Source organism: Sideroxydans sp. (assembly GCF_054604835.1).
Map to the genome: position 1 here is coordinate 154,422 of NZ_JBTSFG010000005.1, position 25,061 is coordinate 179,482.

Genomic DNA, 25,061 nt, shown 5'->3' on the forward strand with positions numbered 1-25,061 from the left:
CAGGGTTGAGCAGATGGAGCGACCGCACTACAGTCTGGCTGACATCGTTGCCCGTTTCGGCGGGCAGGTGCTCGGGGACGCGCAAACTGCCATCACGCAAATCGCCACACTGGAGAAAGCCGGTCAGGGGCATATCGCTTTCCTGGCCAACGCCAAATACCGCAAGCAACTGGACGACAGTCACGCTGCTGCCGTGATACTCGGCGCAGCCGATACCGAACTGACCCAGCGTCCGCGCATCGTCGCCGCCAATCCCTATTCCTACTTCGCCAAGCTGTCTGCTTTCCTCAATCCCCTGCGTGAATATGCATCCGGCATACATGCCAGCGCGGTGATAGCACCGGGTGCGCATGTCTCACCGGACGCGCATATCGGTGCCAATGTATGGGTGGGTGAGGGGGCGCGCATCGGTGCACGCTGCGTGGTGATGGCCGGTTGTACTGTCGGTGAGCATGTGACCTTGGGTGAACAGGTGCGGTTGTATCCCAACGTCAGTGTGTATCACGGTTGCATGCTGGGCGATCATGTCATCGTGCACGCCGGTGCAGTGATCGGTGCGGACGGGTTCGGCATCGCCATGGAAGAAGGGCGCTGGCTGAAGATCCCGCAGATCGGCCGTGTCATCATCGGCGACCACGTCGAGATCGGTGCCAACACCACCATAGACCGCGGTGCGCTCGACGACACCGTGATCGAAGAGGGTGTGAAGCTGGACAACCAGATCCAGATCGCACACAACGTGCGCATCGGTGCGCATACCGCCATCGCCGGTTGTGTCGGCATCGCGGGCAGTGCGCGTATCGGACGCTACTGCCGCATCGGCGGCGGCGCTATCATCCTTGGTCATCTGCAGGTCGCCGACGAGGTCGAGGTATCTGCCGGAACGGTGATCACCAAGAGCATAGCGAAGGGCAGCTACACCGGCACCTATCCGTTCAGCGACAACCATGCATGGCGGCGCAACGCGGCGCAGTTGCGTCACCTGGACGAGATGGCGAAACGCATCAAACAACTTGAACAAGACATTGCAACATTGAAGGGGAGAGAAGCATGAGCATCACCATGGACATACATGAAGTATTGGAACATCTGCCGCACCGTTATCCGTTCCTGTTGATTGACCGCGTACTCGACGTAGTGCCGAACGAGCGCATCGTGGCACTCAAGAACGTGACCATGAATGAGCCATTCTTTCCCGGCCACTACCCGCATCATCCGGTGATGCCGGGTGTGCTGATCATCGAGGCGATGGCCCAGGCTTCAGCGCTGCTGTCGTTCAAGAGCATGGGCACCAAGCCGGACGAGAACTCTGTGTACTACTTCGTGGGTATCGACAACGCGCGCTTCAAGCGTCCCGTCAGCCCCGGCGACCAATTGATCTTCCGTATGGAGCTGACCATGAACCGTCGCGGTATGTTCAAGTTCAAGGGCACGGCCGAAGTGGATGGACAGATTGCCGCTGAGGCGGAATTGATCTGCGCGATCAAGGAAAAGTAATGAGCGAATTGCGCCATCCGACTGCGATCATCCATCCGAGCGCGAAGCTGGCCGACGATGTCAGCGTCGGCCCTTACACCATCATCGGCGAACACGTCGAGATCGGTACCGGCACCACAGTCGGCCCGCATGTGGTGATCAACGGCCACACTACCATCGGCAAGAACAACCGCATCTTCCAGTTCTCCTCGCTGGGCGAGATCCCTCAGGACAAGAAGTATGCGAACGAGCCGACACGGCTGGAGATCGGCGATAACAACATGATCCGCGAGTTCTGCACCTTCAACCTGGGCACTGCACAGGACAAGGGTGTGACGCGCGTCGGCAACAACAACTGGATCATGGCCTATGTGCATCTGGCGCATGATTGCCAGGTCGGCAACAACACCATCTTCGCCAACAATGCGCAGTTGGCGGGGCATGTGATCGTGGACGACTACGCCATATTGGGCGGATTCACCGTGGTGCACCAGTTCGTGCAGATCGGTGCGCATGTCATCACCGGCATGGGCAGTATCCTGTTTCAGGATATCCCGACTTATGTCACCGTCTCCGGCAATCCTGCCGCGCCGCACGGTACCAATTCGGAAGGTCTGAAGCGGCGCGGATTCTCCAGTGCGGCTGTGATGTCGATCAAACGCGCATACAAGACCCTGTACAAATCCGGCATGACACTGGAAGAAGCGAAGGCGGCGCTTGCCATACAGGCAGCCGAGCATCCCGAGCTGCAAGCCATGGTCGAATTCCTCGGACGTACCCAGCGCGGCATCGTCCGATAATCATGACTGAACCTGTCAAGACCATCGCCATCGTGGCGGGTGAGGCATCGGGCGACATGCTGGCCAGCATGCTGATGCAGGCCATCAAGCAAGCCTATCCTGCCGTGCGTTTCATCGGCATCGGCGGCCCCAAGATGCAGGCGGTCGGAATGGAGATCCTGTTCCCTTTGGAAAAGCTTGCGGTGCGCGGTTATGTCGAAGTGCTGCGTCACTACCGCGAGATCGTCGGCATCCGCAGCCAGTTGCGCAAACGCTTCCTCGTGCAAAAACCGGACTTGTTCATCGGCGTGGATGCCCCCGATTTCAATCTCGACCTCGAAATGGCATTGAAGTCGCATGGCATCCCCACCGTGCACTACGTCAGTCCTTCCATCTGGGCCTGGCGCGGCGAGCGCATCAACAAGATCAAGCAAGCCGTCTCACATATGCTGGCGCTGTTCCCGTTCGAGGCGCCTTTGTACGAGCAAGCCGGTGTGCCGGTCACCTATGTCGGCCATCCTCTGGCTGACTTCATGCCCGAGCAACCCAACCGTGCCGCGATGCGCGAGCAGATGCGCATCCTGCCCAAGACGGCTAAGGTGTTTGCCCTGTTGCCGGGCAGTCGCCAGAGCGAGGTGCGCCAGCTTGCCGAGACTTATATCGAGACGGCCAAGCTGATCTGGCAACAATGTCCCGAAGCGCAATTCCTGGTGCCGCTGGCTACGCGCGAGACGCGCAACATCTTCGAGAAGGTACTGTGGAAGCTGCACGCGCAGGATCTGCCGATGACGCTGTTGTTCGGTCACGCGCATGACGCGATGATCGCCGCTGACGGTGTGCTGGTCGCCTCCGGTACCGCCACGCTGGAAGCTGCATTGCTCAAACGTCCCATGGTCATCACCTACAAGATGCCGGCGCTGTCGTGGTGGATGCACAAGCGCAAGATGTATCAGCGCTGGGTCGGTCTGCCCAATATCCTGGCCGGGCGATTCGTGGTGCCCGAGATATTGCAGGACGATGCGACGCCGCAGAATCTGGCACAGGCATTGCTGAATCTGATCAATAACAAGGCTGCGGTAGCTGAATTGCAGCAGACCTTCACCGCGATGCATCACACTTTGCGCCAGAATACTGCGCAGAAAGCGGCGGCATCCATCCTGCCGTTCCTGGTGAAAGATGCCGGCTAGTCTGCTCATCTGCGGCGTGGATGAAGCTGGCCGTGGTCCCTTGGCCGGGCCTGTTAGTGCGGCAGCGGTGATCCTCGACCCGGCTCGCCCCATCGCCGGATTGGCCGATTCCAAGAAATTGAGCGAGAAACAGCGCGACCGTCTGGCCCCCATCATCCGCGCGCAGGCATTGGCCTGGTGCGTCGCCTATGCCGAGCCTGGCGAGATCGACGAGATCAACATCCTGCAAGCGACCTTGCTGGCGATGAAACGCGCAGTGGAAGGCTTGTCCATCCGTCCGCAGCAGGTGCTGGTGGATGGACTGTATTGTCCGGATACCGGCATCCCCAGCGAGGCCATCGTCAAGGGTGACAGCAAAGTAGCCGCGATCTCTGCTGCGTCGATTCTGGCCAAGACCGCGCGCGACGAGATCATGCTGCGCATGCATGAACGCTATCCGCAATACGGTTTCGATGCACACAAGGGTTATCCTACGGCTGTTCATCTGGCTGCATTGCGCACGCACGGCGTGCTGGACATCCATCGACTATCATTCAAACCGGTGCGAGAAGCGATCGCACCTATTACTCAGGAGAGATCATGCTGACATTTTTGAAATTGTTACATCTGTTTGGCGTCGTCGTTTGGGTCGGCGGGATGTTCTTCGCTTACCTGGTGCTGCGTCCGGTCGCGGCCGACGTGTTGCAACCGCCGGAACGTCTGCGTCTGTGGAACGGTGTGTTCAGCCGCTTCTTCAACTGGGTATGGCTGTCCATCGGTGCCATCCTGCTCAGCGGCCTGTATCTGATCTACCTGTATGGTGGCATGGGCAATGTAGGCCACTATGTGCACACCATGCTGCTGCTCGGTCTGGTGATGGTCGCCGTCTATGTGTATGTGTTCTTCGGCTGCTTCGTGCCCTTCAGCCTGCATGTCGAGAAGGAGCACTGGAAGGAGGCGGGTGCCTTGCTGGGCAAGATACGCAAACTGGTCGCCATCAATCTGTCATTGGGAGGGCTTACGCTGGCGGTCGCCACCATAGGCGTTCAATTCGGTTAAGGAGAGAAGTATGCGAAAGATCGTATTCATTCTGATATGCGCAGTGATCGGCATGGCCATCGGCTACGGTATCTTCGGCAAGATCGCAGGTCACTATGTCAGTTTGAACAGCCTGCTCTCGTTCGGCGGCAACGCCTTGCAGAGCGCATGGAGCTCCGTGTCCGGTTTGGCAGAGATGCGCAACAAGATCCTGCTGTGCGGCGCGGGTGGTGCGATAGTGGGTTTCCTGTTGTCGACCAGACTGAAGAAATGAAACTGCGGTGCGCTGAGTAGCGTCCGAGATACATGAAGACCATCACCTTCCCCGACAGCCCTTACAAGTTGCACCTGCCGTTCGACCCGGCGGGCGACCAGCCCACTGCCATCGCGCAGCTGGTGGAGGGTATAGAGGATGGATTGGCCTACCAGACGTTGTTGGGCGTGACCGGTTCCGGCAAGACTTTCACCATCGCCAACGTGATCGCGCGCACCGGCCGACCGGCCATCGTGATGGCACCGAACAAGACGCTGGCAGCGCAATTGTATTCCGAGTTGCGCGATTTCTTTCCCGACAACGCGGTGGAGTATTTCGTTTCTTATTACGACTACTACCAGCCCGAAGCCTATGTGCCGTCGCGCGACGTGTATATCGAGAAGGATTCTTCCATCAACGAGCAGATCGAGCAGATGCGCCTGTCGGCCACCAAGTCCATGCTGGAGCGGCAGGATTGCATCATCGTCGCCACCGTGTCCGCCATCTACGGTATCGGCGACCCTGTGGATTACCACGGCATGATCCTGCACCTGCGCGAGCACGAAAAGATGGCGCAGCGCGATGTGATCCAGCGCCTGGTCGCCATGCAGTACGAGCGCAACGATGTGGACTTTGCGCGCGGCAACTTCCGCGTGCGCGGCGATGTGATCGATATCTTCCCGGCGGAAAGCAGCGAGAACGCGTTGCGCGTGACCTTGTTCGACGACGAGGTGGAATCGCTGGCACTGTTCGATCCGCTCACCGGTCATATCCAGACGCGTGTGCCGCGCTACACCGTTTATCCATCCAGTCACTACGTGACGCCGCGCGAGACGACGCTACGCGCTATCGAGACCATAAAGATCGAACTGGCCGAGCGCATCGCGTACTACCAGAAAGAGAACAAGATGGTGGAGGCGCAGCGCATCGAGCAGCGCACCCGCCACGATCTGGAGATGCTGACCGAGATCGGTTTCACCAAGGGCATCGAGAACTATTCCCGCCACCTGTCCGGGCGCGGCCCGGATGAAGCGCCGCCGACGCTGATGGATTACCTGCCGCCGAACGCGCTGATGATCATCGACGAGAGCCACGTCACCGTGCCGCAGATCGGTGCTATGTACAAAGGCGATCGCGCCAGAAAAGAGAATCTGGTCAACTACGGTTTCCGTCTGCCTTCAGCGATGGATAACCGTCCTTTGCGTTTCGACGAGTTCGAGAAGGTGATGCGCCAGACCATCTTCGTCTCTGCCACACCTTCCACTTATGAAGCCGAACATCAGGGGCAGGTGGTGGAGCAGGTGGTGCGCCCGACCGGGTTGATCGACCCGATGATAGAAGTGCGACCCGCCACTCATCAAGTGGACGATCTGATGAGTGAAGCCACGGCGCGCATCAAGAATGGCGAGCGCGTGCTGGTCACCACGCTGACCAAACGCATGGCCGAAGACCTCACCGAATACTTCAGCGAACACGGTATCAAAGTGCGTTATCTACACTCGGACATCGAGACCGTGGAGCGGGTGGAGATCATCCGCGACTTGCGGCTGGGCATGTTCGATGTGCTGGTCGGCATCAACCTGTTGCGCGAAGGACTGGATATTCCGGAGGTGTCGCTGGTTGGCATCCTAGATGCGGATAAAGAAGGCTTCCTGCGTTCGGAACGCTCGCTGATCCAGACCATAGGCCGCGCGGCACGTCACCTGCATGGCACGGCCATCCTGTATGCCGACCGCATCACCAATTCGATGCGCAAAGCCATCGACGAGACCGACCGGCGCCGCACCAAGCAGATCGCACACAACGAAGCGCACGGCATCACCCCGCAGTCTGTGATCAAGCGCATCAAGGACATCATCGACACCGAATACGATGTCGACGCCGAACGCAAATCGCTGAAGGCCGCGCAGACAGAAGCAAAGTATTTGTCGATGAGCCAGAAGGAAGTGGCGAAAGAACTGGCACGGCTGGAGAAAGAGATGTTGCAGGCCGCCAAGAATCTGGAATTCGAAAAAGCCGGACAACTGCGCGATCAACTGAAGAGATTGCGCGAGAGCGTGTTCATATACCCACTGTGAGTCGAGGCATGAAAGTCGGCGTCCTGTTCGTTTGCATGGGCAACATCTGCCGTTCACCGACGGCGGAAGCCGTGTTCAGTCACTGCGTCGAGAAGGCCGGGCTGGCGGATGTCATTCACATCGATTCGGTGGGCACGCACGATTACCATATCGGTGATGCACCCGACCCGCGTACGCAACAGGCGGCGAAACGGCGCGGCTATGAGATGAGCGGTCTGCGGGGGCGGCAGGTAGAGGTGGGGGACTTCGCGCGTTTTGATTATGTGCTGGCGATGGATGAAGCCAATCTGTCGAACCTGCAAAGATTGCGGCCGCGTGATGCGCAAAGCCAACTGGGACTTTTCCTTGAGTTCGCGGAACATCACAGTGAGCGCGAAGTGCCTGATCCGTATTACGGCGGCGGGGACGGTTTTGAGCGGGTGCTGGACATGGTGGAAGATGCGGCAGAGGGATTGCTGGAACACATCCGACGGCGCCACTTGTTGAACTAGGCCGCGAGGATGAGGCGAACGGGAATAAAAAAACGCACGGCATGCCGTGCGTTTTTCATTGTTTCCATCTGATACTTATTTCGGTGATCGGGTCTCCACCATTTGCAGCGGTTCGCTGTTTTCCATGGTGTAGATCTCACGCGGACGCTGACGACGACGCGGTGCATGGGCCGTCATCTCCGGTGCCGGTACGACGACGGAGGCGGCCTTGTTCGGGTCGGTCTCTATCAGCGTTAGGCCGATGCTGCTCAGGTCCGCCACGATCGCTTCCTTGTGGGCAACGACAGGTGCCGGCGCTGCTACGACAGGCGCAACAGCCGCTGCTGCTGGCTTGTTGGTCGGATGGCACACGATCTCTGTTGGTTTGACAGGACGTGTCATGCCAGCCGGATACGCCACATACTCAGAAGGCTTGACGCGTGCCGGGCTAGCAGCTTGCTGCGCGAGCGGTGCTTGTGCCGCCTGCAAGGAAGTCGCGGCGTCATTCAGCTCCGGTGTATCCAGCTGCTCACGACGCTCGCGTTCACGGCGACCACCGCGACGACCGCGCTTGCGACCGCCTTCACGTGGCAGGCCATCCTGGCCTTGCTGCTCGGGGGCTGCAACCGGCAGGGATTCCAGTACAGGCTTGCTTGCGTCAATTTCCTGACGCGGTGGGCGCGGTTGGCGATCCTTGCGATTCGGCTGTTGTTCTTTGTCGTTGTTGGCTTGGCGCGGCGCTTCGTCACGTTCGCGGCGAGGCTTCTTGCCGGCTTCGTTGCGTTCGCCTTTTTCAGTACGCTCGCCCTTTTCACCACGCTCGCCACGGTCACGGCGCTTGTCGCCGCGTTCGCGACGGCCATTGTTGCGACTGGCGCTCTTGCGTGCCTCGACGGCTGGTTTCTCGGGCTCGCTTTCACCGCTCAGTGATTTGATCCAGCCGAACAGGCTGCCGAGCAGTGAAGGTTTCTTCTCTTTCTCTTCGACCTTTTCGGTGTGTTTCGGGGCAGGTTGTGTCGGGGTGATGCTGCGCACGGCGGCTTGCGGGCGCTGTGCGATCTTGCTTTCGGGTGTTGAAGTGACGGGCTTGGCTTCTTCCGGCGCCACGACCTGTTTGTAGCTGGGCTGCATGTGCTCAGGCGTGATGTCGTCCATACGCAGACGGTCCACCGAGTAGTGCGGTGTCTCCATGTGCGGGTTGGGGATCAGTGTGATGCGCACTTTGAAACGCTGTTCGATGCGGTTGATGTCCGAACGTTTTTCGTTCAGCAGGAAGGTGGCGACATCCACCGGCACTTGCGCGTAGATGGCGGCGCTGCTGTCTTTCATTGCTTCTTCCTGGATGATGCGCAGGATGTTCAAAGCCGAAGATTCCGTACCGCGGATGTGGCCGATACCATTACAGCGCGGGCAAGTGGAGTGATTGCCTTCTTCCAGGCTGGGGGCTAGACGCTGGCGCGACAGTTCCAGCAGGCCGAAGCGCGAGATCTTCGCGCTCTGGATGCGGGCACGGTCGAAGTGCAGGGCATCGCGCAGACGGTCTTCCACCGCGCGCTGGTTCTTGGTCGATTCCATATCGATGAAGTCGATCACGATCAGGCCACCCAAATCGCGCAGGCGCAATTGGCGGGCGATCTCGTCGGCGGCTTCCAGATTGGTGTTGAGCGCGGTGGTCTCGATATCGCTGCCGCGCGTGGAACGCGCGGAGTTGATGTCGATGGCGGTCAGCGCTTCGGTGTGGTCGATCACGATGGCGCCGCCGGAAGGCAGGTTCACCTGACGCGCATGGGCCGATTCGATCTGGTGTTCGATCTGGAAGCGCGAGAACAGCGGCACGTCATCGTGATATCGCTTGATGCGGTTCACGTGGTCCGGCATCACCGTACCCATGAAAGCCTGTGCCTGTTCGAAGATGTCGTCGGTGTCGACCAGTATCTCGCCGATGTCCGGGTTGAAGTAGTCGCGGATGGCGCGCACGACCAGGCTGCTTTCCAGATAGATCAGGGAAGGGGCTTTCTCGGACTGCGAAGCGCCTTCGATGGCGTCCCACAATTGTTTGAGGTAGTTCAGGTCCCACTGCAGTTCCTCGGCGTTGCGGCCGATGCCTGCGGTGCGGGCGATGATGCTCATGCCCTTGGGCACGTCGATCTGCGCCAGTGTGTCGCGCAGTTCGTTGCGGTCTTCGCCTTCGATGCGGCGCGATACGCCGCCGCCGTTCGGGTTGTTCGGCATCAACACCACATAGCGACCGGCCAGACTGATGTAAGTGGTGAGGGCCGCGCCCTTGTTGCCGCGCTCGTCCTTTTCGACTTGCACCAGCAGTTCCTGGCCTTCTCTCAGCGCTTCCTTGATGCTGGGACGGCTACCGGCGCCCGCCTGGTAATACTGCGGGGCAACTTCTTTAAAGGGGAGGAAACCGTGGCGGGTGCCACCGTATTCGACGAAGCAGGCTTCAAGGCTGGGCTCGAGGCGGGTGATGACGGCTTTGTAGATGTTGCTCTTGCGTGATTCCTTACCGGCTGTTTCGATATCGAGGTCGACCAGTTTCTGACCGTCTACGATGGCGACGCGGAGTTCTTCCGGTTGCGTCGCATTGAATAACATGCGTTTCATTATTTTTCTCCCGCGCTCTGACACGGGCAGGACAAAGCTACGCGCTTAAGGGCGCGCGAGAAGGTGGATGTTCGAATCGTGTTGCTGACGATGGTCCAAGTGCTTGTTCTCGTTGTTAGCTTGTCTTTGTTTGTATGTCGCCAAACAGGTGGGCAACACACTAAAATCTATTCTGCTTCGTGCTTAGAGCGCGCAAATCAATTACCATCACTGCTTGTCTCCGGTGAGTGAGATTAACCGGGCGGGGCTGCTTCGTAGGCGGCTTGATTGCCTGCCTTGGGTTGGACGGGGAATAAATAAACATCCCGTTTCGACGAAGGCGCACACGCGAGGCGCGGAGTATATTCAATAATGAGCGGTTTAGGCAAAGAATCCGTAACTTGGGTCGAAATAGATGAGGGTGGCGAAGGCCAGCGCATCGACAATTTCCTGTTCAAGCACCTGAAAGGCGTCCCCAAGAGCCATATCTACCGCATCCTGCGCGGCGAGGTCAGGGTCAACAAGAAGCGTATCGACCAGACATATCGCCTGCAAATGGGCGATGTTTTGCGCATCCCGCCCATCCGCGTCGCGGAAAAGCCCGAGGCCGAGTACGTCCCGGCCACTGAATTCCCTATCCTTTATGAGGATGAAGCGTTGATCGCCATCAACAAACCGGCCGGCACGGCAGTGCACGGTGGCAGCGGGGTGAGTTTCGGCGTCATCGAGCAGATGCGCAGTGCGCGGCCGCAGGCCAAGTTCCTCGAACTGGTGCACAGGCTGGACCGAGAGACCTCCGGCGTGCTGCTGATCGCCAAGAAGCGCTCGGCGCTGGTCGGTATGCACGAGATCATGCGCGAGGGCAACAGCGACAAGCGCTATTACGCGCTGGTACTGGGCGAGTGGCACAACGCGCGCCAGCACGTGAAGCTGCCGCTGCACAAGTTCGACACCCCGCAGGGCGAGAAGCGGGTGATGGTGCGCGAGGACGGCCAGCAGTCCCATACCATCTTCAACCTGCAAAAGAATTGGCCGGGCTATGCGCTGCTGGAAGCCGAACTGAAGACCGGGCGCACCCACCAGATCCGTGTGCACCTGTCCCATTTGGGCTTTCCCATCGCGGGCGACGATAAGTACGGTGACTTCGCACGTAACAAGGAATTGATGAAGCAGGGGCTCAAGCGCATGTTCCTGCACGCGCACAGCATCAGTTTCAAACACCCGCTGACCGAAGAGTCGCTGACCATCCAGGCGCCTTTGGCCCCCGAACTGCAGAAGTTCCTCGACCGCTTGGATAGGGCGCAATGACCCAGCCTGTCCGGTCGGAACGCGCTTTGCTGTTTACGCTGGCGTCCATCCAGTTCAGCCACATCCTTGATTTCATGATCATGATGCCGCTGGGGCCGATGCTGATGGTCGAGCTCGGCATCACTACGCACGAGTTCGGTCTGCTGGTCGCATCCTACAGTTTCAGCGCGGCGTTCTCGGGTCTGTTCGCCGCCACCTTCGTCGACCGGTTTGAGCGGAAACGCTTCCTGCTGGTCATCTTCGTGCTGTTTGGTCTGGCGACATTGGCCTGCGCGATCGCGCCGGGTTATGCCACCTTGCTCATCGCGCGCGGCTTGGCCGGGGCGTTCGGCGGCGTGCTGGGTGCGCTGGTGCAGACCATCGTCGGCGACACCATTCCGTTCGCCCGTCGCGCCAAAGCCAGCGGCACCGTGGCGGCGGCATTCTCGCTCTCCACCGTGGCGGGGGTGCCGCTTTCCCTGTGGCTAGCCAGCTTGTTCCACTGGCGCGCGCCGTTCGTGTTCATCGTTCTGCTGGTGGTGATCTTCCTGTTCATCGCCCAGCGCGTATTGCCCGAACTGCGCCATCACCTGACTCAGGAAAGACGCGCCCATCCCTTCATCGATCTGTTCGCTGTGATGCGCGACGGCAACCATTGGCGCGCCATGGCGCTGTCCGGGATGATCATCTTCGCCGGTTTTAGCGTGATTCCGTACATCACGGTGTATGCGGTGAACAATATCGGCATCAGCCAGCACGACATCGCCTACATCTACCTGGCGGGCGGCGCGGCCACCTTGTTCACCGCGCGCGCGATCGGTCACTGGGCGGATGCGGCAGGCAAGGTGCAGGTTTTCCGCATCGTCGCGTTCTGCGCGATGCTGCCCATCCTGTTGCTGACGCAGGTCGCGCATGCGTCGCTCGCTCTATGGCTGGTGTTCACCACTCTGTTCTTCGTGCTGGTTTCCGGGCGATTCATTCCCGCCATGGCCATCATCACCTCGGCAGCCCAACCTAAGCTGCGCGGCACCTTCATGTCGCTCAATGCCACCGTGCAATCACTGGCGATGGGTCTCGCCGCCACACTCAGCGGCTTCATCATCACTCAGGATGCGAGCGGGCGTATCGTCGGTTATGAGACCGTCGGTTACGTCGCCCTCGCTGCCAATCTGCTGGCCATGTGGTACGTCTCGCGCATCGTCATGCACGACGCGCATCCGAATTTGCCGGACGTGGTCCCCAAATAAACTGTAATCTTTTGCTGTAGATTGCCGATAACTTGGGTAATCAAGTTGTGAAAGGAGCAGCGATGCGCTTCACACCCACCATCCTCCCCACGACGGCGACGCCGACGACGCGTGCAGTGAAAGGTTTGACCGATATCCATGCGGTGAAGCCGGTGCATGCGCGCGATCCCGAGTCTCTGTCTGTCGAACCTCATCCTGAAGTGCAGGATGAGCATCCGAACATACCGCTCGTGGATAGACGCATAGCCTGCCGCCGCATCCATAACCAGAAGGTGTTGATCGAGTTGCGTTCGGGACTGGATCGCCGCCGCCATAACTTGATGGAAGGCGGGACGGCGGACCATATCGACGAAGAAGCCTGATGGTTTGATTGCACGCCGGCGCAGACGGCCATGCTGGTCGGGATGAGCGCTTAGCGCCGTTCCCGGTGCAGGAACACCGTGACTTCCTCGCGGTCGTGATAGAGCTGCTTGGCTTCCAGCCGGTAGCGCAGACCTTTCTTGTTGAGTGCGCTACGGATGGAATCGAGCGCGATGCGTAGCGCTTCCACGCGTTTCTTCATTGGCAGCTTCAGATTGAATATGGCATTCATACTCAAGCCTCCGACTATCCATTCGGTTATCAGTGCGGCGACACGTTGCGGTTGTTCCACCATGTCGCATACCAGCCAGTCCACCGGGCGTTGCGGACGGAACTTGAATCCGTCCTGGCGCAGGTGCTTGATGTCGGGATGGCCGGCTGCTGCGCCTTTGAGCGGGCCGTTGTCCACGGCGGTGACTTTCAAGCCGCGTTGCACCAGCTGCCAGGTCCAGCCGCCCGGGGCGGCACCCAGGTCGACTGCAGTCATCTTCGGCTTCAGCCATAGTGCCTGTTCCTGCTTATCCAGAAACACTTCGAATGCCTCGGCCAACTTCAGATAGGAACGGCTGGGTGCGTCGGCAGACATGCTGACGCGGTGGATGCCGTTGAGCGCATCGTTGCTGTTGCGCGGGTCGCTGCTGGCGATCAGGGCACGGTCTTCCGAGGGGAAGAAGATGTGCAGGCGCGGCAGGAGGGGGTCATCCACCAGACGTTCGTTGTCGCGCAGTGCCTGCTCAATCAAAGGCTGGAAGCGTTTGGTGAAGCCGGACAGGGTCTTGCCGTCGTTGGTATCGGGCACTTCCAGATACAGCGCGCCGTATCGTTCCGGCGATTGCGGGATGGCTTCCAACAAGGGAGTGAGGCGGTCGCGCTCCGGCAGTTCGCGCACTTCGCCGTGCAAGGTCAGCAGTTGCCGCGCGAAAGTGAGCTGTTTGTAGGCGAGGCGCGCTTTGCCTTGCAGGACCAGATAGCCGCTGTTCTCCAGTGCTTCAACGGGTTTTGCTTGCGTCTCTTCGATGCAGTCGCGTTCGAAGCCGGGACGGCAATAGACCAGCCAGGCGGGTAAGGTAGGATCGATCATGAGTGGGGGCGCAAGCGCGGTAAGTGGATGTGCCAGCGGATCGCCGCGAGTCGCAGCGATACCGTTACCAGCATGGCGAAAAGGATGGACGGCAGGCGTTCCAGTCCCAGCGTATCAAGCAGGATCAACAGCAGCGCGCCGACCAGCGAGGCGGTGGCGTAGATGTCGGTGCGGAAGATTAGCGGTACTTCGTTACACAGGATGTCGCGGATGACGCCGCCGAACACACCGGTGATGACACCCATCAGGGCCGCGATGAACCAGTGCACCTGCAGGTTCAGGGCGACTGTGGTGCCGATGACGGTGAATAGCGCCAGGCCGAGTGCGTCCGGCAGCAGGAAGAAGTTCTTCGGAATGGGAAACTTTCGGCCGAAGAAGAAGGTTGCCACGGCAGCGGCGATGCCGACCATCACGTAGATCGGGTCATGCACCCAGTACACCGGCAGACGGCCGAGCAGGACATCGCGCACCGTGCCGCCGCCGATGCCTGCGATGACGGCGATCACCGCCACACCGAACAGGTCGAGGTCGCGTCGGTGCGCTTCCAGCGTGGCGGTGATGGCGCAGACGGCGACAGCGCACAGATCGAGGGTGTGTATCAGGCTCATGATGTTAACGGGCAGGCGGGGGCGCATTATACGAGGTGCGGCATGGCTAAGTGATAGAATCCGCGCCTCATTTTTTGGTGGTGCATAATGGCAAAGCGTTATGAATTGATCGTTTTCGATTGGGACGGCACGGTGATGGACTCCACGGCGGTGATCGCCACATCTATCCAGTCGGCTTGCCGTGATCTGGATCTGCCGGTGCCGAGCGACGAGGATGCCCGTCATGTGATCGGCATGGGCTTGGTCGAGGCTTTGCGGCATGCTGTGCCGACTGCGCCGGAAGATATGTACGAGCCGCTGGCAGATCGCTATCGCCATTACTTCCTCGCTCAGGATCAATCCATCCCGCTGTTCTCCGGCGCACGCGAGACCATAGCGGAACTGCACGAAGCCGGCCATGCGCTGGCGGTGGCGACCGGCAAGAGCCGCAAGGGGCTGGATCGGGTGATGGATAGCAGCGGTTTGCGCGCATACTTCCATGCCTCTCGCACTGCGGACGAGACTTTTTCCAAACCGCATCCGGCCATGTTGCTGGAACTGATGGATGAGCTGGGCATGCAGCCGGAGCAGGTGCTGATGATCGGCGATACCACGCATGATCTGCAGATGGCCATCAATGCCGGCGTGGATGCCGTGGGTGTGAGCTATGGCGCCCATCCGGAAGCGCAGCTACGTGCGCTGAACCCGCTGGCGCTGCTGAGTGATTTTCATGGATTGCGCGCTTGGCTGAAGGCCAACGCCTGAAACGTTCTTCAAGGAGTGCAATATGTCTGAACTGGGTGATAACTGGGAACGCAACGTACTGGAGAAACTGGCGATGTCCGCCATCCAGGAGCAACGACGGACACGTCACTGGGGGATATTCTTCAAGCTGCTGACCTTCGCCTATCTGTTCTTCCTGTTCGTGATGGTGATGGATCTTGTCGGCGACAACGGCGATGGACTGGCCGGTGGCAAACATACGGCACTGATCGAGGTGAAAGGTGTCATCGCTGCGGACAGCATGGCCAATGCGGACAACCTCATCGGCAGTTTGCAGGATGCCTATCAGGACAAACGCACGGCGGGCATCATCCTGCGCGTGAACAGTCCGGGCGGCAGCCCGGTGCAGGCCGGTCTGGTGAATGACGAGATCAAGCGGCTGCGTGCGCTGCATCCGGAGATTCCGTTGCATGTGGTGGTGGAAGATATGTGCGCCTCGGGTGGTTATTTCATCGCGGCGGCAGCGGACAATATCTATGTCAACAAGGCGAGCATCGTCGGCTCCATCGGTGTGCTGATGGACGGTTTCGGATTCACCGGCACTATGCAGAAGCTGGGCGTGGAGCGCCGCCTGATGACGGCGGGCGAGAACAAGGGCTTCATGGATCCCTTCTCGCCGCGCGATCCTAAACACGAAGCATTCACCAAAGGTTTGCTGAACGACATCCACCAACAGTTCATCGCCGTGGTGCGCGACGGTCGCGGCAAACGCCTGAAGGAGACGCCGGAGATGTTCAGCGGCCTGTTCTGGACCGGCGACAAGGCGATTGCGATGGGATTGGCCGACGGCCTCGGCAGCGTGGATTCCGTGGCACGCGACATCATCAAGGCCGAGACGGTGGTCGATTTCACCGCACGCGAGAACATCGCAGACCGTCTGGCGAAGAAGCTGGGCGCAGGCGTGGCGAGTATGTTCCCCGGATTCGGCGCGCAGGGCGAAGGCGTGGTGCTACGCTAGTTCGGCCTTTAGGGCGTTCAAGTCGGTGATCGGCGGCAGGCATTGCGTGCCGCGGCACAGCCAGGCGGTAGTCGATGTTTGTTTTGGCTTTGCCAGCACGGCAGGCAAGTGCTGTTCAGCACCGTTCAGCTCTATCACCATCAAATCAGGTCGATAGTTTTCTGAGACAGCCGCCCGCCAGGCGGCTGTCTCTTTATCAGCGCCGCATAACACCAGCAATGACGGTGGTTGCAGCAGTTCGCCCAGCGCGGTGTTCAGGCTGCAACACTGGCTGGCCGCTTGTTGCATCAGTGGATAGAAAAGCTTCAGGCAGCGTTCTGCGGCCTCGCGGTAGCGCGTGTCGCCCGTCAATTCAGAGAGTCGCAACAGGGCTTGTGCCGCGATGCCGTTGCCGGAAGGCGTGGCGTTGTCCTGTCCGCTCTTGTTGCGCTGGATGAGCGCTTCGTGGTCGTGGCTGGTGAAGTAGAAGCCGCCGTGCTCGGCATCCTCGAACCGAGTCAATAAAGCATCCGCGAGTTGCACGGCGAACTGCATATCCGTCTCGCGATAGGTTGTCTGCATAACCTCCAGCGCGGCACCCAGCAGGAAAGCATGGTCGTCCAGATAGGCGTTCAGATGCGTCTTGCCGTCTTTATGCGTGGCGTACAGCTTGCCGTCCTGCCACAAGGTGTCGCGTACGAAATCGAGCGCGCGCTGCGCGGAAACTTTCCAATCATCACGTCCGAACACGCGCGCCGTTTTCGCCATGCCGGCGATCATCAGCCCGTTCCAGCTACCCAATATTTTTTCATCGCGACCGGGACGGATGCGTTGTTCGCGTGCGGCAAACAACTTAGCCTGTGCGGATGAGAGCAGCGCGGTCGCCTGTTTCTGATCAAGTTGCAGCGACTGCGCGATCTCGTTCAGAGGACGGCTCACGCGCAGGTTCCATGCGTGGTTCTCGAAGTTGGGTGTGCTGTCCAGGCCGTAATATGGTTTGACGATGGCGTACTCCGCTTCGCTCAGCAGGTCGCGGATGTCGTTGCGTTGCCACACATAGAACTTGCCTTCTTCGTGTTCCGAATCGGCATCCAGCGAGGCGTAGTAGCCGCCGAGCGGGGATTGCATCTCGCGCATCACCCAGCCAGCCGTCTCTTCCACGATGCGTGCGAACAGCGGGTCGCGGCTGTTTAGCCAGGCGTCGCAGTACAGGCCGAGCAACAGGCCGTTGTCGTACAACATCTTCTCGAAATGCGGGATGTCCCAGTTGGCATCCACGCTGTAGCGGCAGAAGCCGCCACCGAGCTGGTCGTACAGGCCGCCCAGCGCCATCTGCTGCAGGGTGAACAGTGCGACGTGGCGCGCGTCCTCGTTCTGAGGTGCTTGGGCTTGCCGCAACAGCAGATCGAGTTCGGCCGGATGCAGAAACTTCGGCGCATCACCGAAGCCGCCGTTCACGCGGTCGCAATCCTTTTTCAGTTGCTGCACCGCACTGGCGAGCGGTGAGGCGTCGAGCGTCGTTTCATCACTGCCCGGTTGCGGCTGCCATGCGGCGAGGGCGTTGATGAGTTGCTCGCTCTGTGCGGCGAGTTCCTTGCGCTTCTCTTTATAGGCTTGTGCGAGTTGCACCAGCAGTTGCGGGAAGCCAGGCAGGCCGTAACGCGGCTGTTTGGGGAAGTAGGTGCCGCTGTAGAACGGAGTTCCGTCCGGCGACAGGAACATGGTCAGCGGCCAGCCGCCGCTGCGGCGCGACAGCAGGTAGTGCGCGTTCTGGTAGATCTGGTCGAGGTCGGGACGTTCTTCTCTGTCCACCTTGATGTTGATGAAGTGCGCGTTCATCACGGCTGCGACGTCATCGTCCTCGAACGATTCGTGCGCCATCACATGGCACCAGTGACAGGCCGAGTAGCCGATGGAGAGCAGGATGGGCTTGTCCTGCTCACGTGCCAGTTGCAAGACTTCAGGCGACCAGGGATGCCAGTCCACCGGGTTGTCGGCGTGCTGCAACAGGTAGGGGCTGGTCTCGCGGATGAGGTGGTTAGGCATCAGTTCAGGAGTGGCTTGAGGTGAGGCATCACGTTGCGCAGGATGCGCGGCTGCGCAGCTGCGTTCGGATGCAGGTTGTCCGGCAGGAACTGTTCGGGCGGGATGCCCTCCAGCATGAAGGGCAGCAAGGCGATAGCGTGTCTCTTCGCAAGTTTGGGGTATATGCTGCGGAAGCGTTCTGTGTAGGCTCCGCCATAGTTGGGCGGCAACTGGATGCCAAGTAGTAACACCTTGGCATTGGCCTTCTTCGCGCGTTCGATGATGGCATCCAGATTCTGCTCGGTATCCGTCAGTGGCGAGCCGCGCAGTCCGTCGTTGGCCCCCAGTTCGACGATCACCACAGCAGGTTTATGTTTGGCCAGTGCCTTATCTATACGGCGTATGCCGCCGGAAGTGGTCTCGCCGCTGATGCTGGCATTGACCACGTTGTAGGGCTGGTCATCCGCTTGCAATGCTTGTTGCAGCAGATGCGGCCAAGAAGCTTCGCGCGCGATGCCGTAGCCGGCTGATAAACTATCACCGAATACGAGTATGTTGTTGGCGGCCTGCGCGAAGCCGGGCAGCGCCAAGGCGGCGAGCAGTAAAACGAGATTGAGGATGAAGTTCATGGCAACGATTGTGCAAGCAGCAGGGCTCACCAAGCAAGTGTTAAGCGGCGATAGTCCGCTCACTATCCTGCATGATGTCAGTTTTGTGGTGGAAGCAGGCGATAGCCTTGCCATCGTTGGGGCTTCCGGTTCCGGCAAGTCCACCTTGCTCGGCCTGCTGGCCGGGCTGGATGTGCCGACCAGTGGCAGTGTGTCCCTGAACGGCGCGGACATCTTCGCGCTGGACGAGGATGGTCGCGCACGTTTGCGCGGCGAACTGGCTGGTTTCGTATTCCAGTCCTTTCAGTTGCTGCCTGCGCTGAATGCGCTGGAGAACGTGATGCTGCCGCTGGAACTGGCCGGAGTGAGCGATGCGCGCCAGCGCGCGGAAGCCTCATTGCAGCAAGTTGGCCTCACCGCCCGCGCGCACCATCTGCCCAAGCATCTTTCTGGTGGCGAGCAGCAACGGGTGGCACTCGCCCGAGCCTTCGTCTCACAACCCAAGATACTGTTCGCCGATGAACCCACCGGCAACCTCGATGCCGCCACCGGCGCGCAGGTCATCGACCTGATGCTGGAACTGAATCGCGCGCAGGGCACGACCTTGATACTGGTGACGCACGACGACAAACTGGCTGCGCGCTGCAAGCGGCAATTGCGCCTGGCGGCAGGGGGGGTGGTGCAATGAATCTGCTGCGCCTCTCCCTCAATCTGTTGCGGCGCGATTGGCGTGCCGGGGAATGGCGTGTGTTGCTATTGGCACTGGTGCTGGCGGTCGGCAGTTTGGCCACAGTCGGGCTGTTCGCCGACCGTGTGCGGCAGGCGTTGCAGGAACAGGCGCAGAGTTTGATCGGAGCCGATCTGCGCATCACCTCCACACGCCCGTTCTCTCCCGACTATCGCCAGCAGGCATTGGCGCAGGGTCTGCAGGTGGTACAGAGCCGGACATTCCCCAGTATGGTGTCGCATGGGGAGCGGGTGTTGCTGAGTGAGTTGCAGGCGGTGGAGCGTGGTTATCCCTTGCGTGGCAAGATCGAGATCGATGATGGAACGTTGCATGTGGCAGAAGCGATCCCGTCCTCGGGGACAGTGTGGGTGGACGAACGCCTGTTGCGGAGTCTCGGGCTGGAAGTCGGTGGCGAAGTAGGTATCGGTGCGCGCCGTTTCGAGGTGGCGGCACGCATAGTGAAGGACATCGACCAGTCCATCGGCTTCGCGAGTTTCGCGCCGCGCGTGCTGATGAACGAGCAAGACCTTGCTGACACCGGTCTGCTGCAGGAGGGAAGTCGGCTCTCCTATCGTTTGATGATCGCGGGCGAGGCGAAGCAAGTGGCGGCATTGAAGGTCGCGCTGCAAGCGAGATTGTCCGGCAACGAGAAGCTGGAGGATGTGCGCGATGCACGGCCCGAGATCCGCACGGCATTGGAACGCGCCGAGAGCTTCCTAGGTTTGGCGGCGCTCACAGCCGCGATCCTGGCCGGTGCCGCGATGGCGTTGGCGGCGCGGCGTTTCGTGCTGCGTCATCTGGATGGTTGCGCGGTGATGCGTTGTCTGGGCGCGCAACAGGGGCAGGTGCTGTGGTTGTTCCTGAATCAATTCATCCTGCTTGGGTTGGTCGCCGTGCTGCTGGGCAGTCTGCTCGGTTACGGCACACAGGCGTTACTGGTGGAGAGTATCGCCAGCATGCGCGATGCGAACTTGCCGCAACCAAGTGTGTTACCGCTGTTGCAGGCGTCGGTGAGTGGTTTTGCCTTGCTGCTGGGTTTTGCTTTTCTGCCTTTGTTGCAACTGCGCAAGGTTTCTCCGTTGCGGGTGCTGCGCCGTGAGTTGGGTGCACCGGAAGCGAGTGGCTGGTTGGTCTATGGCGTGGCGACGCTGGTGTTGGCAGGTCTGTTCCTGTGGCATGCCGGTTCCTTGAAGCTGGGGCTGGCAGTGCTTGGCGGGCTGCTGGCGGGATTGATGCTGTTCGGCTGGCTGGCTTGGCTGATGTTGCACGGTCTGGCACGCAACGTATTCTTCATGCGTTCGCAGTGGCGCCATGCTTTCAATAACCTGTCCCGTCACGGGCGCAGTGCGGCGGTGCAGGTTGTGGCGCTGAGTCTGGGCGGCATGGCACTACTGGTGCTGACAATGGTGCGCGGCGATCTGTTGCAGGGCTGGCAGAGCAAGTTGCCGCCCGAGACGCCGAACCGTTTTGTAGTGAACATCCAACCCGACCAGGTCGAGCCGATCCGCGATTTCTTCAAGCAGCAATCATTGCCTTCCCCCGAGATGCAGCCGATGGTGCGCGGCAGGCTGGTCGAGATCGGTGGACGCGCCATCAGCGGTGACGATTACCCCGATCCGCGGGCGCGCGGCCTGGTGGAACGTGAATTCAATCTTTCATATATGACGCAGATGCCGTCCTGGAACCAACTGGTGAGCGGGAATTGGTGGGCCGAGGATGGCAAGGGCGAGCTTTCGGTGGAGGAGGGTATCGCCAAGACTTTGGGTATCAAGCTCGGCGATGCGCTCACCTACGATGTGGCGGGCAGCCGTTTTACCGCCAAAGTCACCAGCTTGCGCAAGGTCGAATGGGATTCGATGAAGGTGAACTTCTTCGTCATCACGACCCCGGAATTGCTGGAGGATTATCCATCCAGTTATCTGTCCAGCTTCTATCTGCCTTCTGACAAGGTGCGGGCGGGGGACGAATTGTCGCGCGAGTTTCCCAATCTATTGCTGATCGATACAGGTGCGGTGATCGCGCAGGTGCGCGGCATCATGGACCAGATCGCGCAGACGGTCAGTGCGGTTTTCCTGTTCACGCTGCTGACCGGGCTGGCGGTGTTGTATGCCGCCTTGCTGTCCACGCAGGACGAGCGCAGCCACGAAGCGGCGATCCTGCGTACGTTGGGGGCGGACAGCCGCTATCTGCGTAGATTGCACCTTTCCGAGTTCGCGGTGCTGGGCGGCTTGAGCGGCTTGTTCGCAGCAGGTGGGGCGGTGTTGCTGGGCTGGGTACTGGCGCGCTTCGTTTTGGAGATACCCGCCAGCTTCGATCCGCTTATCTGGCTGGTCGGTATCGGCGGGGGCATCTTGATCGTGACGCTGTCCGGCTGGCTGGCGACGCGCAAACTGACACAACGGCCTCCACTCAGGATTCTCGCGGCAGATTAATGACTTGGCGCTTGACGCAGGGCTCAATATCCCTATAATGCCCGCCTCCCTGAAAAAGGGGGTTTTTAACCTTGCTCCACCGTCCATAGCGTGCCGGGGGGCTTTAATCCACAAGGAGATGTAATGCGACACTACGAAATCGTATTTATCGTGCATCCCGACCAGAGCGAGCAAGTGCCCGCGATGATCGAGCGATATCGCACGTTGGTGACCGGCAAGAGCGGTCACATCCACCGTCTGGAAGACTGGGGCCGCCGTCAATTGGCATACCCGATCCAGAAGATCCACAAAGCACACTACGTGATGATGAATATCGAGTGCGATCAGGAGACCCTGGACGAGCTCGAGCACGCATTCAAGTTCAACGACGCCGTACTGCGCCACCTGACCATCAAGACCAAGGTTGCTGTGACCGAGCCTTCCGTGATGATGAAGGAAGAGAAGTCGCGTTCGTTGACAGACACTGCTACAGCAGCGCCGGCTCCAGCAGCCGAAGCGCCAGCCGCCGCAGCGTAATTTGGATTGAGCAGTAACCGTTGTGTGATCGACGGGGAAGTGATCGAGTCGGAAGGCTTGCGACACACCCCGGCAGGATTGGCGAGATTGGCGTTCAGAATGCGCCATACCTCGATGCAGCAGGAAGCAGGGTTGCAGCGACAGGTGCAGTGTGAAGTTCCGGCACTGGCACTTGGTGAGATGGCCCAGAAACTGGGCGGTTTGCAACCTGGTCAGCGATTAAGGGCTGAAGGTTTCCTGGCGCAGCGCAGTCTGAAGAGTACGCAACTGGTTCTGCATATTGATAACGTTACATTGAAATAGGGGCACATCATGGCTCGTGTATTTAAGAAAAAAGACGACAAGAAGAACAGTTCTTCGCGTCAGCTGTTCAAGCGCCGCAAGTTCTGCCGTTTCACTGCCGAGAAGATCGCGGAAGTGGATTACAAGGACATCAACATCCTCAAGGAATTCGTTTCCGAGAATGGCAAGTTGATCCCGGCACGTATCACCGGCACCAAGGCGCGTTATCAGCGTCAGTTGAGCACAGCAGTGAAGCGTGCACGCTTCCTGGCACTGTTGCCTTACACCGATTTGCACTAAGGAGTAGACCATGCAAGTTATTCTGATGGAAAAAGTGGTCAACCTCGGCCAACTGGGCGATGTGGTCAAAGTGAAGAACGGTTTCGCGCGCAACTTCCTGATCCCGCAAGGCAAGGCCAAGCGTGCGACGGAAAGCAACGTGGCGGATTTCGCTGCACGTCGCGCTGAACTGGAAGCTGGTGAAGCTGCCAAGCTGGCGGATGCACAGACTCGCGGCGAGAAGCTGGCAGGTCTGACCATTCAAATGGTGCAGAAGGCCGGTGTCGACGGCAAGCTGTTCGGTTCCGTGACCAACGCTGACATCGCTGCAGCACTGGTTGCCGAAGGCCACAAGGTCGAGAAGAGCCAAGTGCGTATGCCCGTAGGTCACCTGAAACAGATCGGCGACCATGCGGTGAGCATCGCGCTGCATCCCGATGTGGTGGTTGACGTGACCGTTTCGGTGCTTGGCGAATAGTAATACCGTTCGATCAGGTAGTTACAAGAAAGGACTGGCGACAGTCCTTTTTTGTTGTCTGAAAAGTGTAGAATCTCCCTCCCGTTATTTGTCACCCAGCCATGCAGAATTTTTCAGCTCCCGTCGCCGATGCCCAGCTAGAAGCGCTGAAGCTCCCGCCTCACTCCGTTGAAGCGGAGCAGTCGGTGTTGGGTGGCATCCTGCTCGATACCAGTGCCTGGGATAAAGTCACCGACCTGTTGAACGAGACGGACTTCTACCGTTCTGAACATCGTTCGATCTGGCGTCATATCGGCCGTCTGAACGAGCAGGCGCGTCCGGTAGATGTGATCACGCTGGCCGAATCGCTGGAGAGTAACGGCGAACTGGAGAAGGCGGGCGGCCTGAGCTATTTGGGATCGCTGGCGCAGAACGTGCCTTCAGCCGCCAACATCCGCCGCTATGCCGAGATCGTGCGCGAGCGCGCTATCATGCGCAAGCTGGTGGAAGTCGGCAGCGAGATCGCTACCAGTGCCTATAATCCGAGCGGGCGCGATGCCGGCCAATTACTGGACGAGGCCGAGAGCAAAGTCATGCAGATAGCGGAGCAGGGCGAGCGAGGAAAACAAGGATTCATTGCGATCCCGCCCCTGCTGACCCAAGTGGTCGAACGCATCGAGACTTTGTACGGGCGCGACGACGCCAGCGAGGTGACGGGTGTTTCAACCGGCTTTACGGATCTGGATAGCAAGACTTCCGGCCTGCAACCCGGCGACCTCATCATCGTGGCGGGACGCCCGAGTATGGGTAAGACCGCGTTCTCCATCAATATCGCCGAGACAGTGGCCTTGGAAGGCAAGCCGGTCGCCATCTTCAGTATGGAAATGGGCGGTGCCCAGTTGGCGATGCGTATGATCGGCTCTGTGGGGCGGCTCAATCAGCATACTTTGCGCACGGGCCGTCTGGAAGATGAAGACTGGTCGCGCATGACGCATGCGTTGGGTCTGCTCAATGACGCCCCCATTTTCATCGACGAGACACCTGGTTTGAATGCGCTGGAACTGCGTTCCCGCGCACGACGCTTGCATAGGCAGAACGATGGTCTGGGTCTGGTGGTGATCGACTATATCCAGCTGATGTCGTCGCCCGCCGGCAAGGGTAGCGAGAACCGCGCAACCGAGATCTCGGAGATATCGCGCTCGCTGAAATCGCTGGCCAAGGAATTGCATGTGCCTGTGATTGCGCTGTCCCAGCTCAATCGTAGTTTGGAGCAACGTCCGAACAAGCGCCCGGTCATGTCTGACCTGCGCGAGTCCGGTGCTATCGAGCAGGATGCCGATCTGATCCTGTTCATCTATCGTGACGAGGTCTATAACCCGGACACGCCGGACAAGGGAAAAGCCGAGATCATCATCGGCAAGCAACGTAACGGCCCGATCGGTTCGGTCAACCTGACCTTCCGTGGTGAATTCACCCGCTTTGAAAATTACGCGCCAGCTCAATACTGAGCTGATGCGTAATTTCGGCGAAGACTCACATGCGCAGCATGTTAGTCGTAGCCAAAACTATGTGGTGCCTGCCCAGTATTGATCTGCCGCACG

The 25,061-nt window shown here is 59.5% G+C and carries 26 protein-coding genes; 21 read left to right on the forward strand and 5 right to left on the reverse strand.

Features of this window, described 5'->3' with window-relative positions:
- Positions 1 to 13: 13 nt before the first annotated feature.
- Genes lpxD through ACYCZ5_RS09815 form a run of 9 tightly spaced genes read left to right on the forward strand, consistent with a single transcriptional unit; the run spans position 14 to position 7,281 of the window.
- Positions 14 to 1,054 (forward strand): UDP-3-O-(3-hydroxymyristoyl)glucosamine N-acyltransferase, encoded by a 1,041-nt coding sequence (gene lpxD, locus ACYCZ5_RS09775; RefSeq protein WP_461544620.1) that lies wholly within the window; start codon positions 14 to 16, stop codon positions 1,052 to 1,054.
- On the forward strand, positions 1,051 to 1,497 hold the full coding sequence (gene fabZ / locus ACYCZ5_RS09780) for a 3-hydroxyacyl-ACP dehydratase FabZ (RefSeq protein WP_459723022.1): 447 nt from the start codon (positions 1,051 to 1,053) through the stop codon (positions 1,495 to 1,497). The genes lpxD and fabZ overlap by 4 nt, the downstream gene beginning before the upstream one ends.
- On the forward strand, positions 1,497 to 2,276 hold the full coding sequence (gene lpxA / locus ACYCZ5_RS09785) for an acyl-ACP--UDP-N-acetylglucosamine O-acyltransferase (protein ID WP_461544621.1): 780 nt from the start codon (positions 1,497 to 1,499) through the stop codon (positions 2,274 to 2,276). The genes fabZ and lpxA overlap by 1 nt, the downstream gene beginning before the upstream one ends.
- Before the next feature lie 2 nt (positions 2,277 to 2,278).
- A complete protein-coding gene (lpxB, locus tag ACYCZ5_RS09790) occupies positions 2,279 to 3,442 on the forward strand; it encodes a lipid-A-disaccharide synthase (protein WP_461544622.1) in 1,164 nt (387 codons plus the stop codon).
- Positions 3,432 to 4,028, forward strand: a complete 597-nt coding sequence (gene rnhB / locus ACYCZ5_RS09795; protein WP_461544623.1) for a ribonuclease HII — start codon at positions 3,432 to 3,434, stop codon at positions 4,026 to 4,028. Before lpxB ends, rnhB begins: the two co-directional genes overlap by 11 nt.
- Positions 4,022 to 4,480, forward strand: coding sequence for a CopD family protein (locus ACYCZ5_RS09800; RefSeq protein ID WP_461544624.1), 459 nt, complete (start codon positions 4,022 to 4,024; stop codon positions 4,478 to 4,480). The genes rnhB and ACYCZ5_RS09800 overlap by 7 nt, the downstream gene beginning before the upstream one ends.
- 10 nt (positions 4,481 to 4,490) lie before the next feature.
- Complete coding sequence (locus ACYCZ5_RS09805) at positions 4,491 to 4,733, forward strand: hypothetical protein (protein WP_461544625.1); 243 nt, start codon at positions 4,491 to 4,493, stop codon at positions 4,731 to 4,733.
- Between the two features lie 32 nt (positions 4,734 to 4,765).
- Positions 4,766 to 6,790 carry an excinuclease ABC subunit UvrB gene (gene uvrB, locus ACYCZ5_RS09810; RefSeq protein ID WP_461544626.1) on the forward strand — a complete coding sequence of 675 codons (2,025 nt, stop codon included), beginning with the start codon at positions 4,766 to 4,768 and terminating at the stop codon, positions 6,788 to 6,790.
- 8 nt (positions 6,791 to 6,798) lie between these two features.
- Entirely contained in the window at positions 6,799 to 7,281 is a 483-nt protein-coding gene (locus ACYCZ5_RS09815; protein WP_461544627.1) for a low molecular weight protein-tyrosine-phosphatase, read from the forward strand.
- Between the two features lie 75 nt (positions 7,282 to 7,356).
- Here the strand turns inward: ACYCZ5_RS09815 and ACYCZ5_RS09820 are convergent, their stop codons facing one another.
- Positions 7,357 to 9,873 (reverse strand): Rne/Rng family ribonuclease, encoded by a 2,517-nt coding sequence (locus ACYCZ5_RS09820; protein ID WP_461544628.1) that lies wholly within the window; start codon positions 9,871 to 9,873, stop codon positions 7,357 to 7,359.
- A 351-nt stretch (positions 9,874 to 10,224) separates the two neighbouring features.
- Here ACYCZ5_RS09820 and ACYCZ5_RS09825 point away from each other — a divergent pair, with 351 nt between their 5' ends.
- The 3 genes from ACYCZ5_RS09825 (at position 10,225) to ACYCZ5_RS09835 (ending at position 12,748) form a co-directional block, all read left to right on the forward strand.
- On the forward strand, positions 10,225 to 11,160 hold the full coding sequence (locus ACYCZ5_RS09825; protein ID WP_461544629.1) for an RluA family pseudouridine synthase: 936 nt from the start codon (positions 10,225 to 10,227) through the stop codon (positions 11,158 to 11,160).
- Positions 11,157 to 12,386 (forward strand): MFS transporter, encoded by a 1,230-nt coding sequence (locus tag ACYCZ5_RS09830; RefSeq protein ID WP_461544630.1) that lies wholly within the window; start codon positions 11,157 to 11,159, stop codon positions 12,384 to 12,386. Before ACYCZ5_RS09825 ends, ACYCZ5_RS09830 begins: the two co-directional genes overlap by 4 nt.
- 62 nt (positions 12,387 to 12,448) lie before the next feature.
- Complete coding sequence (locus ACYCZ5_RS09835; protein WP_461544631.1) at positions 12,449 to 12,748, forward strand: hypothetical protein; 300 nt, start codon at positions 12,449 to 12,451, stop codon at positions 12,746 to 12,748.
- 50 nt (positions 12,749 to 12,798) lie between these two features.
- Here the strand turns inward: ACYCZ5_RS09835 and rlmM are convergent, their stop codons facing one another.
- The gene (gene rlmM / locus ACYCZ5_RS09840) at positions 12,799 to 13,827 is read right to left on the reverse strand and encodes a 23S rRNA (cytidine(2498)-2'-O)-methyltransferase RlmM (RefSeq protein WP_461544632.1); all 1,029 of its coding nucleotides are present in this window, start codon (positions 13,825 to 13,827) and stop codon (positions 12,799 to 12,801) included.
- Positions 13,824 to 14,435 (reverse strand): trimeric intracellular cation channel family protein, encoded by a 612-nt coding sequence (locus ACYCZ5_RS09845; protein ID WP_461544633.1) that lies wholly within the window; start codon positions 14,433 to 14,435, stop codon positions 13,824 to 13,826. The genes rlmM and ACYCZ5_RS09845 overlap by 4 nt, the downstream gene beginning before the upstream one ends.
- An 87-nt stretch (positions 14,436 to 14,522) precedes the next feature.
- Between ACYCZ5_RS09845 and ACYCZ5_RS09850 the strand changes: the two genes are divergently transcribed.
- Together ACYCZ5_RS09850 and ACYCZ5_RS09855 are read left to right on the forward strand one after the other, a co-directional pair.
- The gene (locus tag ACYCZ5_RS09850) at positions 14,523 to 15,179 is read left to right on the forward strand and encodes an HAD-IA family hydrolase (protein WP_461544634.1); all 657 of its coding nucleotides are present in this window, start codon (positions 14,523 to 14,525) and stop codon (positions 15,177 to 15,179) included.
- 22 nt (positions 15,180 to 15,201) lie between these two features.
- Entirely contained in the window at positions 15,202 to 16,155 is a 954-nt protein-coding gene (locus ACYCZ5_RS09855) for a S49 family peptidase (protein WP_461544635.1), read from the forward strand.
- Here the strand turns inward: ACYCZ5_RS09855 and ACYCZ5_RS09860 are convergent.
- On the reverse strand, positions 16,147 to 18,180 hold the full coding sequence (locus ACYCZ5_RS09860) for a thioredoxin domain-containing protein (protein ID WP_461544636.1): 2,034 nt from the start codon (positions 18,178 to 18,180) through the stop codon (positions 16,147 to 16,149). The two genes, ACYCZ5_RS09855 and ACYCZ5_RS09860, sit on opposite strands and share 9 nt — an antisense overlap.
- The gene (locus ACYCZ5_RS09865; RefSeq protein WP_461544637.1) at positions 18,180 to 18,788 is read right to left on the reverse strand and encodes an arylesterase; all 609 of its coding nucleotides are present in this window, start codon (positions 18,786 to 18,788) and stop codon (positions 18,180 to 18,182) included. Before ACYCZ5_RS09865 ends, ACYCZ5_RS09860 begins: the two co-directional genes overlap by 1 nt.
- Here ACYCZ5_RS09865 and ACYCZ5_RS09870 point away from each other — a divergent pair.
- The 7 genes from ACYCZ5_RS09870 (at position 18,787) to dnaB (ending at position 24,968) form a co-directional block, all read left to right on the forward strand.
- Positions 18,787 to 19,455: an ABC transporter ATP-binding protein gene (locus ACYCZ5_RS09870; RefSeq protein ID WP_461544638.1), complete on the forward strand. Its 669-nt coding sequence runs from the start codon at positions 18,787 to 18,789 to the stop codon at positions 19,453 to 19,455. The genes ACYCZ5_RS09865 and ACYCZ5_RS09870 overlap by 2 nt on opposite strands.
- Positions 19,452 to 21,926 (forward strand): ABC transporter permease, encoded by a 2,475-nt coding sequence (locus ACYCZ5_RS09875; protein ID WP_461544639.1) that lies wholly within the window; start codon positions 19,452 to 19,454, stop codon positions 21,924 to 21,926. The genes ACYCZ5_RS09870 and ACYCZ5_RS09875 overlap by 4 nt, the downstream gene beginning before the upstream one ends.
- A 123-nt stretch (positions 21,927 to 22,049) precedes the next feature.
- Positions 22,050 to 22,442, forward strand: a complete 393-nt coding sequence (rpsF, locus tag ACYCZ5_RS09880; protein WP_461544640.1) for a 30S ribosomal protein S6 — start codon at positions 22,050 to 22,052, stop codon at positions 22,440 to 22,442.
- 6 nt (positions 22,443 to 22,448) lie between these two features.
- The gene (priB, locus tag ACYCZ5_RS09885) at positions 22,449 to 22,745 is read left to right on the forward strand and encodes a primosomal replication protein N (protein WP_461544641.1); all 297 of its coding nucleotides are present in this window, start codon (positions 22,449 to 22,451) and stop codon (positions 22,743 to 22,745) included.
- 9 nt (positions 22,746 to 22,754) lie between these two features.
- Entirely contained in the window at positions 22,755 to 23,024 is a 270-nt protein-coding gene (rpsR, locus tag ACYCZ5_RS09890) for a 30S ribosomal protein S18 (RefSeq protein WP_461544642.1), read from the forward strand.
- A gap of 10 nt (positions 23,025 to 23,034) precedes the next feature.
- Positions 23,035 to 23,481 (forward strand): 50S ribosomal protein L9, encoded by a 447-nt coding sequence (gene rplI, locus ACYCZ5_RS09895; RefSeq protein WP_461544643.1) that lies wholly within the window; start codon positions 23,035 to 23,037, stop codon positions 23,479 to 23,481.
- Positions 23,482 to 23,582: 101 nt separating this feature from the next.
- On the forward strand, positions 23,583 to 24,968 hold the full coding sequence (gene dnaB / locus ACYCZ5_RS09900; protein WP_461544644.1) for a replicative DNA helicase: 1,386 nt from the start codon (positions 23,583 to 23,585) through the stop codon (positions 24,966 to 24,968).
- The last annotated feature ends 93 nt before the right edge of the window (positions 24,969 to 25,061 follow it).

Excerpts from the sequence above, each read along its gene's own strand:
- lpxD (WP_461544620.1), top strand. The coding sequence starts at position 14 with ATGGAGCGACCGCACTACAGTCTGGCTGACATCGTTGCCCGTTTCGGC.
- fabZ (WP_459723022.1), top strand. The coding sequence starts at position 1,051 with ATGAGCATCACCATGGACATACATGAAGTATTGGAACATCTGCCGCAC.
- lpxA (WP_461544621.1), top strand. The coding sequence starts at position 1,497 with ATGAGCGAATTGCGCCATCCGACTGCGATCATCCATCCGAGCGCGAAG.
- lpxB (WP_461544622.1), top strand. The coding sequence starts at position 2,279 with ATGACTGAACCTGTCAAGACCATCGCCATCGTGGCGGGTGAGGCATCG.
- rnhB (WP_461544623.1), top strand. The coding sequence starts at position 3,432 with ATGCCGGCTAGTCTGCTCATCTGCGGCGTGGATGAAGCTGGCCGTGGT.
- ACYCZ5_RS09800 (WP_461544624.1), top strand. The coding sequence starts at position 4,022 with ATGCTGACATTTTTGAAATTGTTACATCTGTTTGGCGTCGTCGTTTGG.
- ACYCZ5_RS09805 (WP_461544625.1), top strand. The coding sequence starts at position 4,491 with ATGCGAAAGATCGTATTCATTCTGATATGCGCAGTGATCGGCATGGCC.
- uvrB (WP_461544626.1), top strand. The coding sequence starts at position 4,766 with ATGAAGACCATCACCTTCCCCGACAGCCCTTACAAGTTGCACCTGCCG.
- ACYCZ5_RS09815 (WP_461544627.1), top strand. The coding sequence starts at position 6,799 with ATGAAAGTCGGCGTCCTGTTCGTTTGCATGGGCAACATCTGCCGTTCA.
- ACYCZ5_RS09820 (WP_461544628.1), bottom strand. The coding sequence starts at position 9,873 with ATGAAACGCATGTTATTCAATGCGACGCAACCGGAAGAACTCCGCGTC.
- ACYCZ5_RS09825 (WP_461544629.1), top strand. The coding sequence starts at position 10,225 with ATGAGCGGTTTAGGCAAAGAATCCGTAACTTGGGTCGAAATAGATGAG.
- ACYCZ5_RS09830 (WP_461544630.1), top strand. The coding sequence starts at position 11,157 with ATGACCCAGCCTGTCCGGTCGGAACGCGCTTTGCTGTTTACGCTGGCG.
- ACYCZ5_RS09835 (WP_461544631.1), top strand. The coding sequence starts at position 12,449 with ATGCGCTTCACACCCACCATCCTCCCCACGACGGCGACGCCGACGACG.
- rlmM (WP_461544632.1), bottom strand. The coding sequence starts at position 13,827 with ATGATCGATCCTACCTTACCCGCCTGGCTGGTCTATTGCCGTCCCGGC.
- ACYCZ5_RS09845 (WP_461544633.1), bottom strand. The coding sequence starts at position 14,435 with ATGAGCCTGATACACACCCTCGATCTGTGCGCTGTCGCCGTCTGCGCC.
- ACYCZ5_RS09850 (WP_461544634.1), top strand. The coding sequence starts at position 14,523 with ATGGCAAAGCGTTATGAATTGATCGTTTTCGATTGGGACGGCACGGTG.
- ACYCZ5_RS09855 (WP_461544635.1), top strand. The coding sequence starts at position 15,202 with ATGTCTGAACTGGGTGATAACTGGGAACGCAACGTACTGGAGAAACTG.
- ACYCZ5_RS09860 (WP_461544636.1), bottom strand. The coding sequence starts at position 18,180 with ATGCCTAACCACCTCATCCGCGAGACCAGCCCCTACCTGTTGCAGCAC.
- ACYCZ5_RS09870 (WP_461544638.1), top strand. The coding sequence starts at position 18,787 with ATGGCAACGATTGTGCAAGCAGCAGGGCTCACCAAGCAAGTGTTAAGC.
- ACYCZ5_RS09865 (WP_461544637.1), bottom strand. The coding sequence starts at position 18,788 with ATGAACTTCATCCTCAATCTCGTTTTACTGCTCGCCGCCTTGGCGCTG.
- ACYCZ5_RS09875 (WP_461544639.1), top strand. The coding sequence starts at position 19,452 with ATGAATCTGCTGCGCCTCTCCCTCAATCTGTTGCGGCGCGATTGGCGT.
- rpsF (WP_461544640.1), top strand. The coding sequence starts at position 22,050 with ATGCGACACTACGAAATCGTATTTATCGTGCATCCCGACCAGAGCGAG.
- rpsR (WP_461544642.1), top strand. The coding sequence starts at position 22,755 with ATGGCTCGTGTATTTAAGAAAAAAGACGACAAGAAGAACAGTTCTTCG.
- rplI (WP_461544643.1), top strand. The coding sequence starts at position 23,035 with ATGCAAGTTATTCTGATGGAAAAAGTGGTCAACCTCGGCCAACTGGGC.
- dnaB (WP_461544644.1), top strand. The coding sequence starts at position 23,583 with ATGCAGAATTTTTCAGCTCCCGTCGCCGATGCCCAGCTAGAAGCGCTG.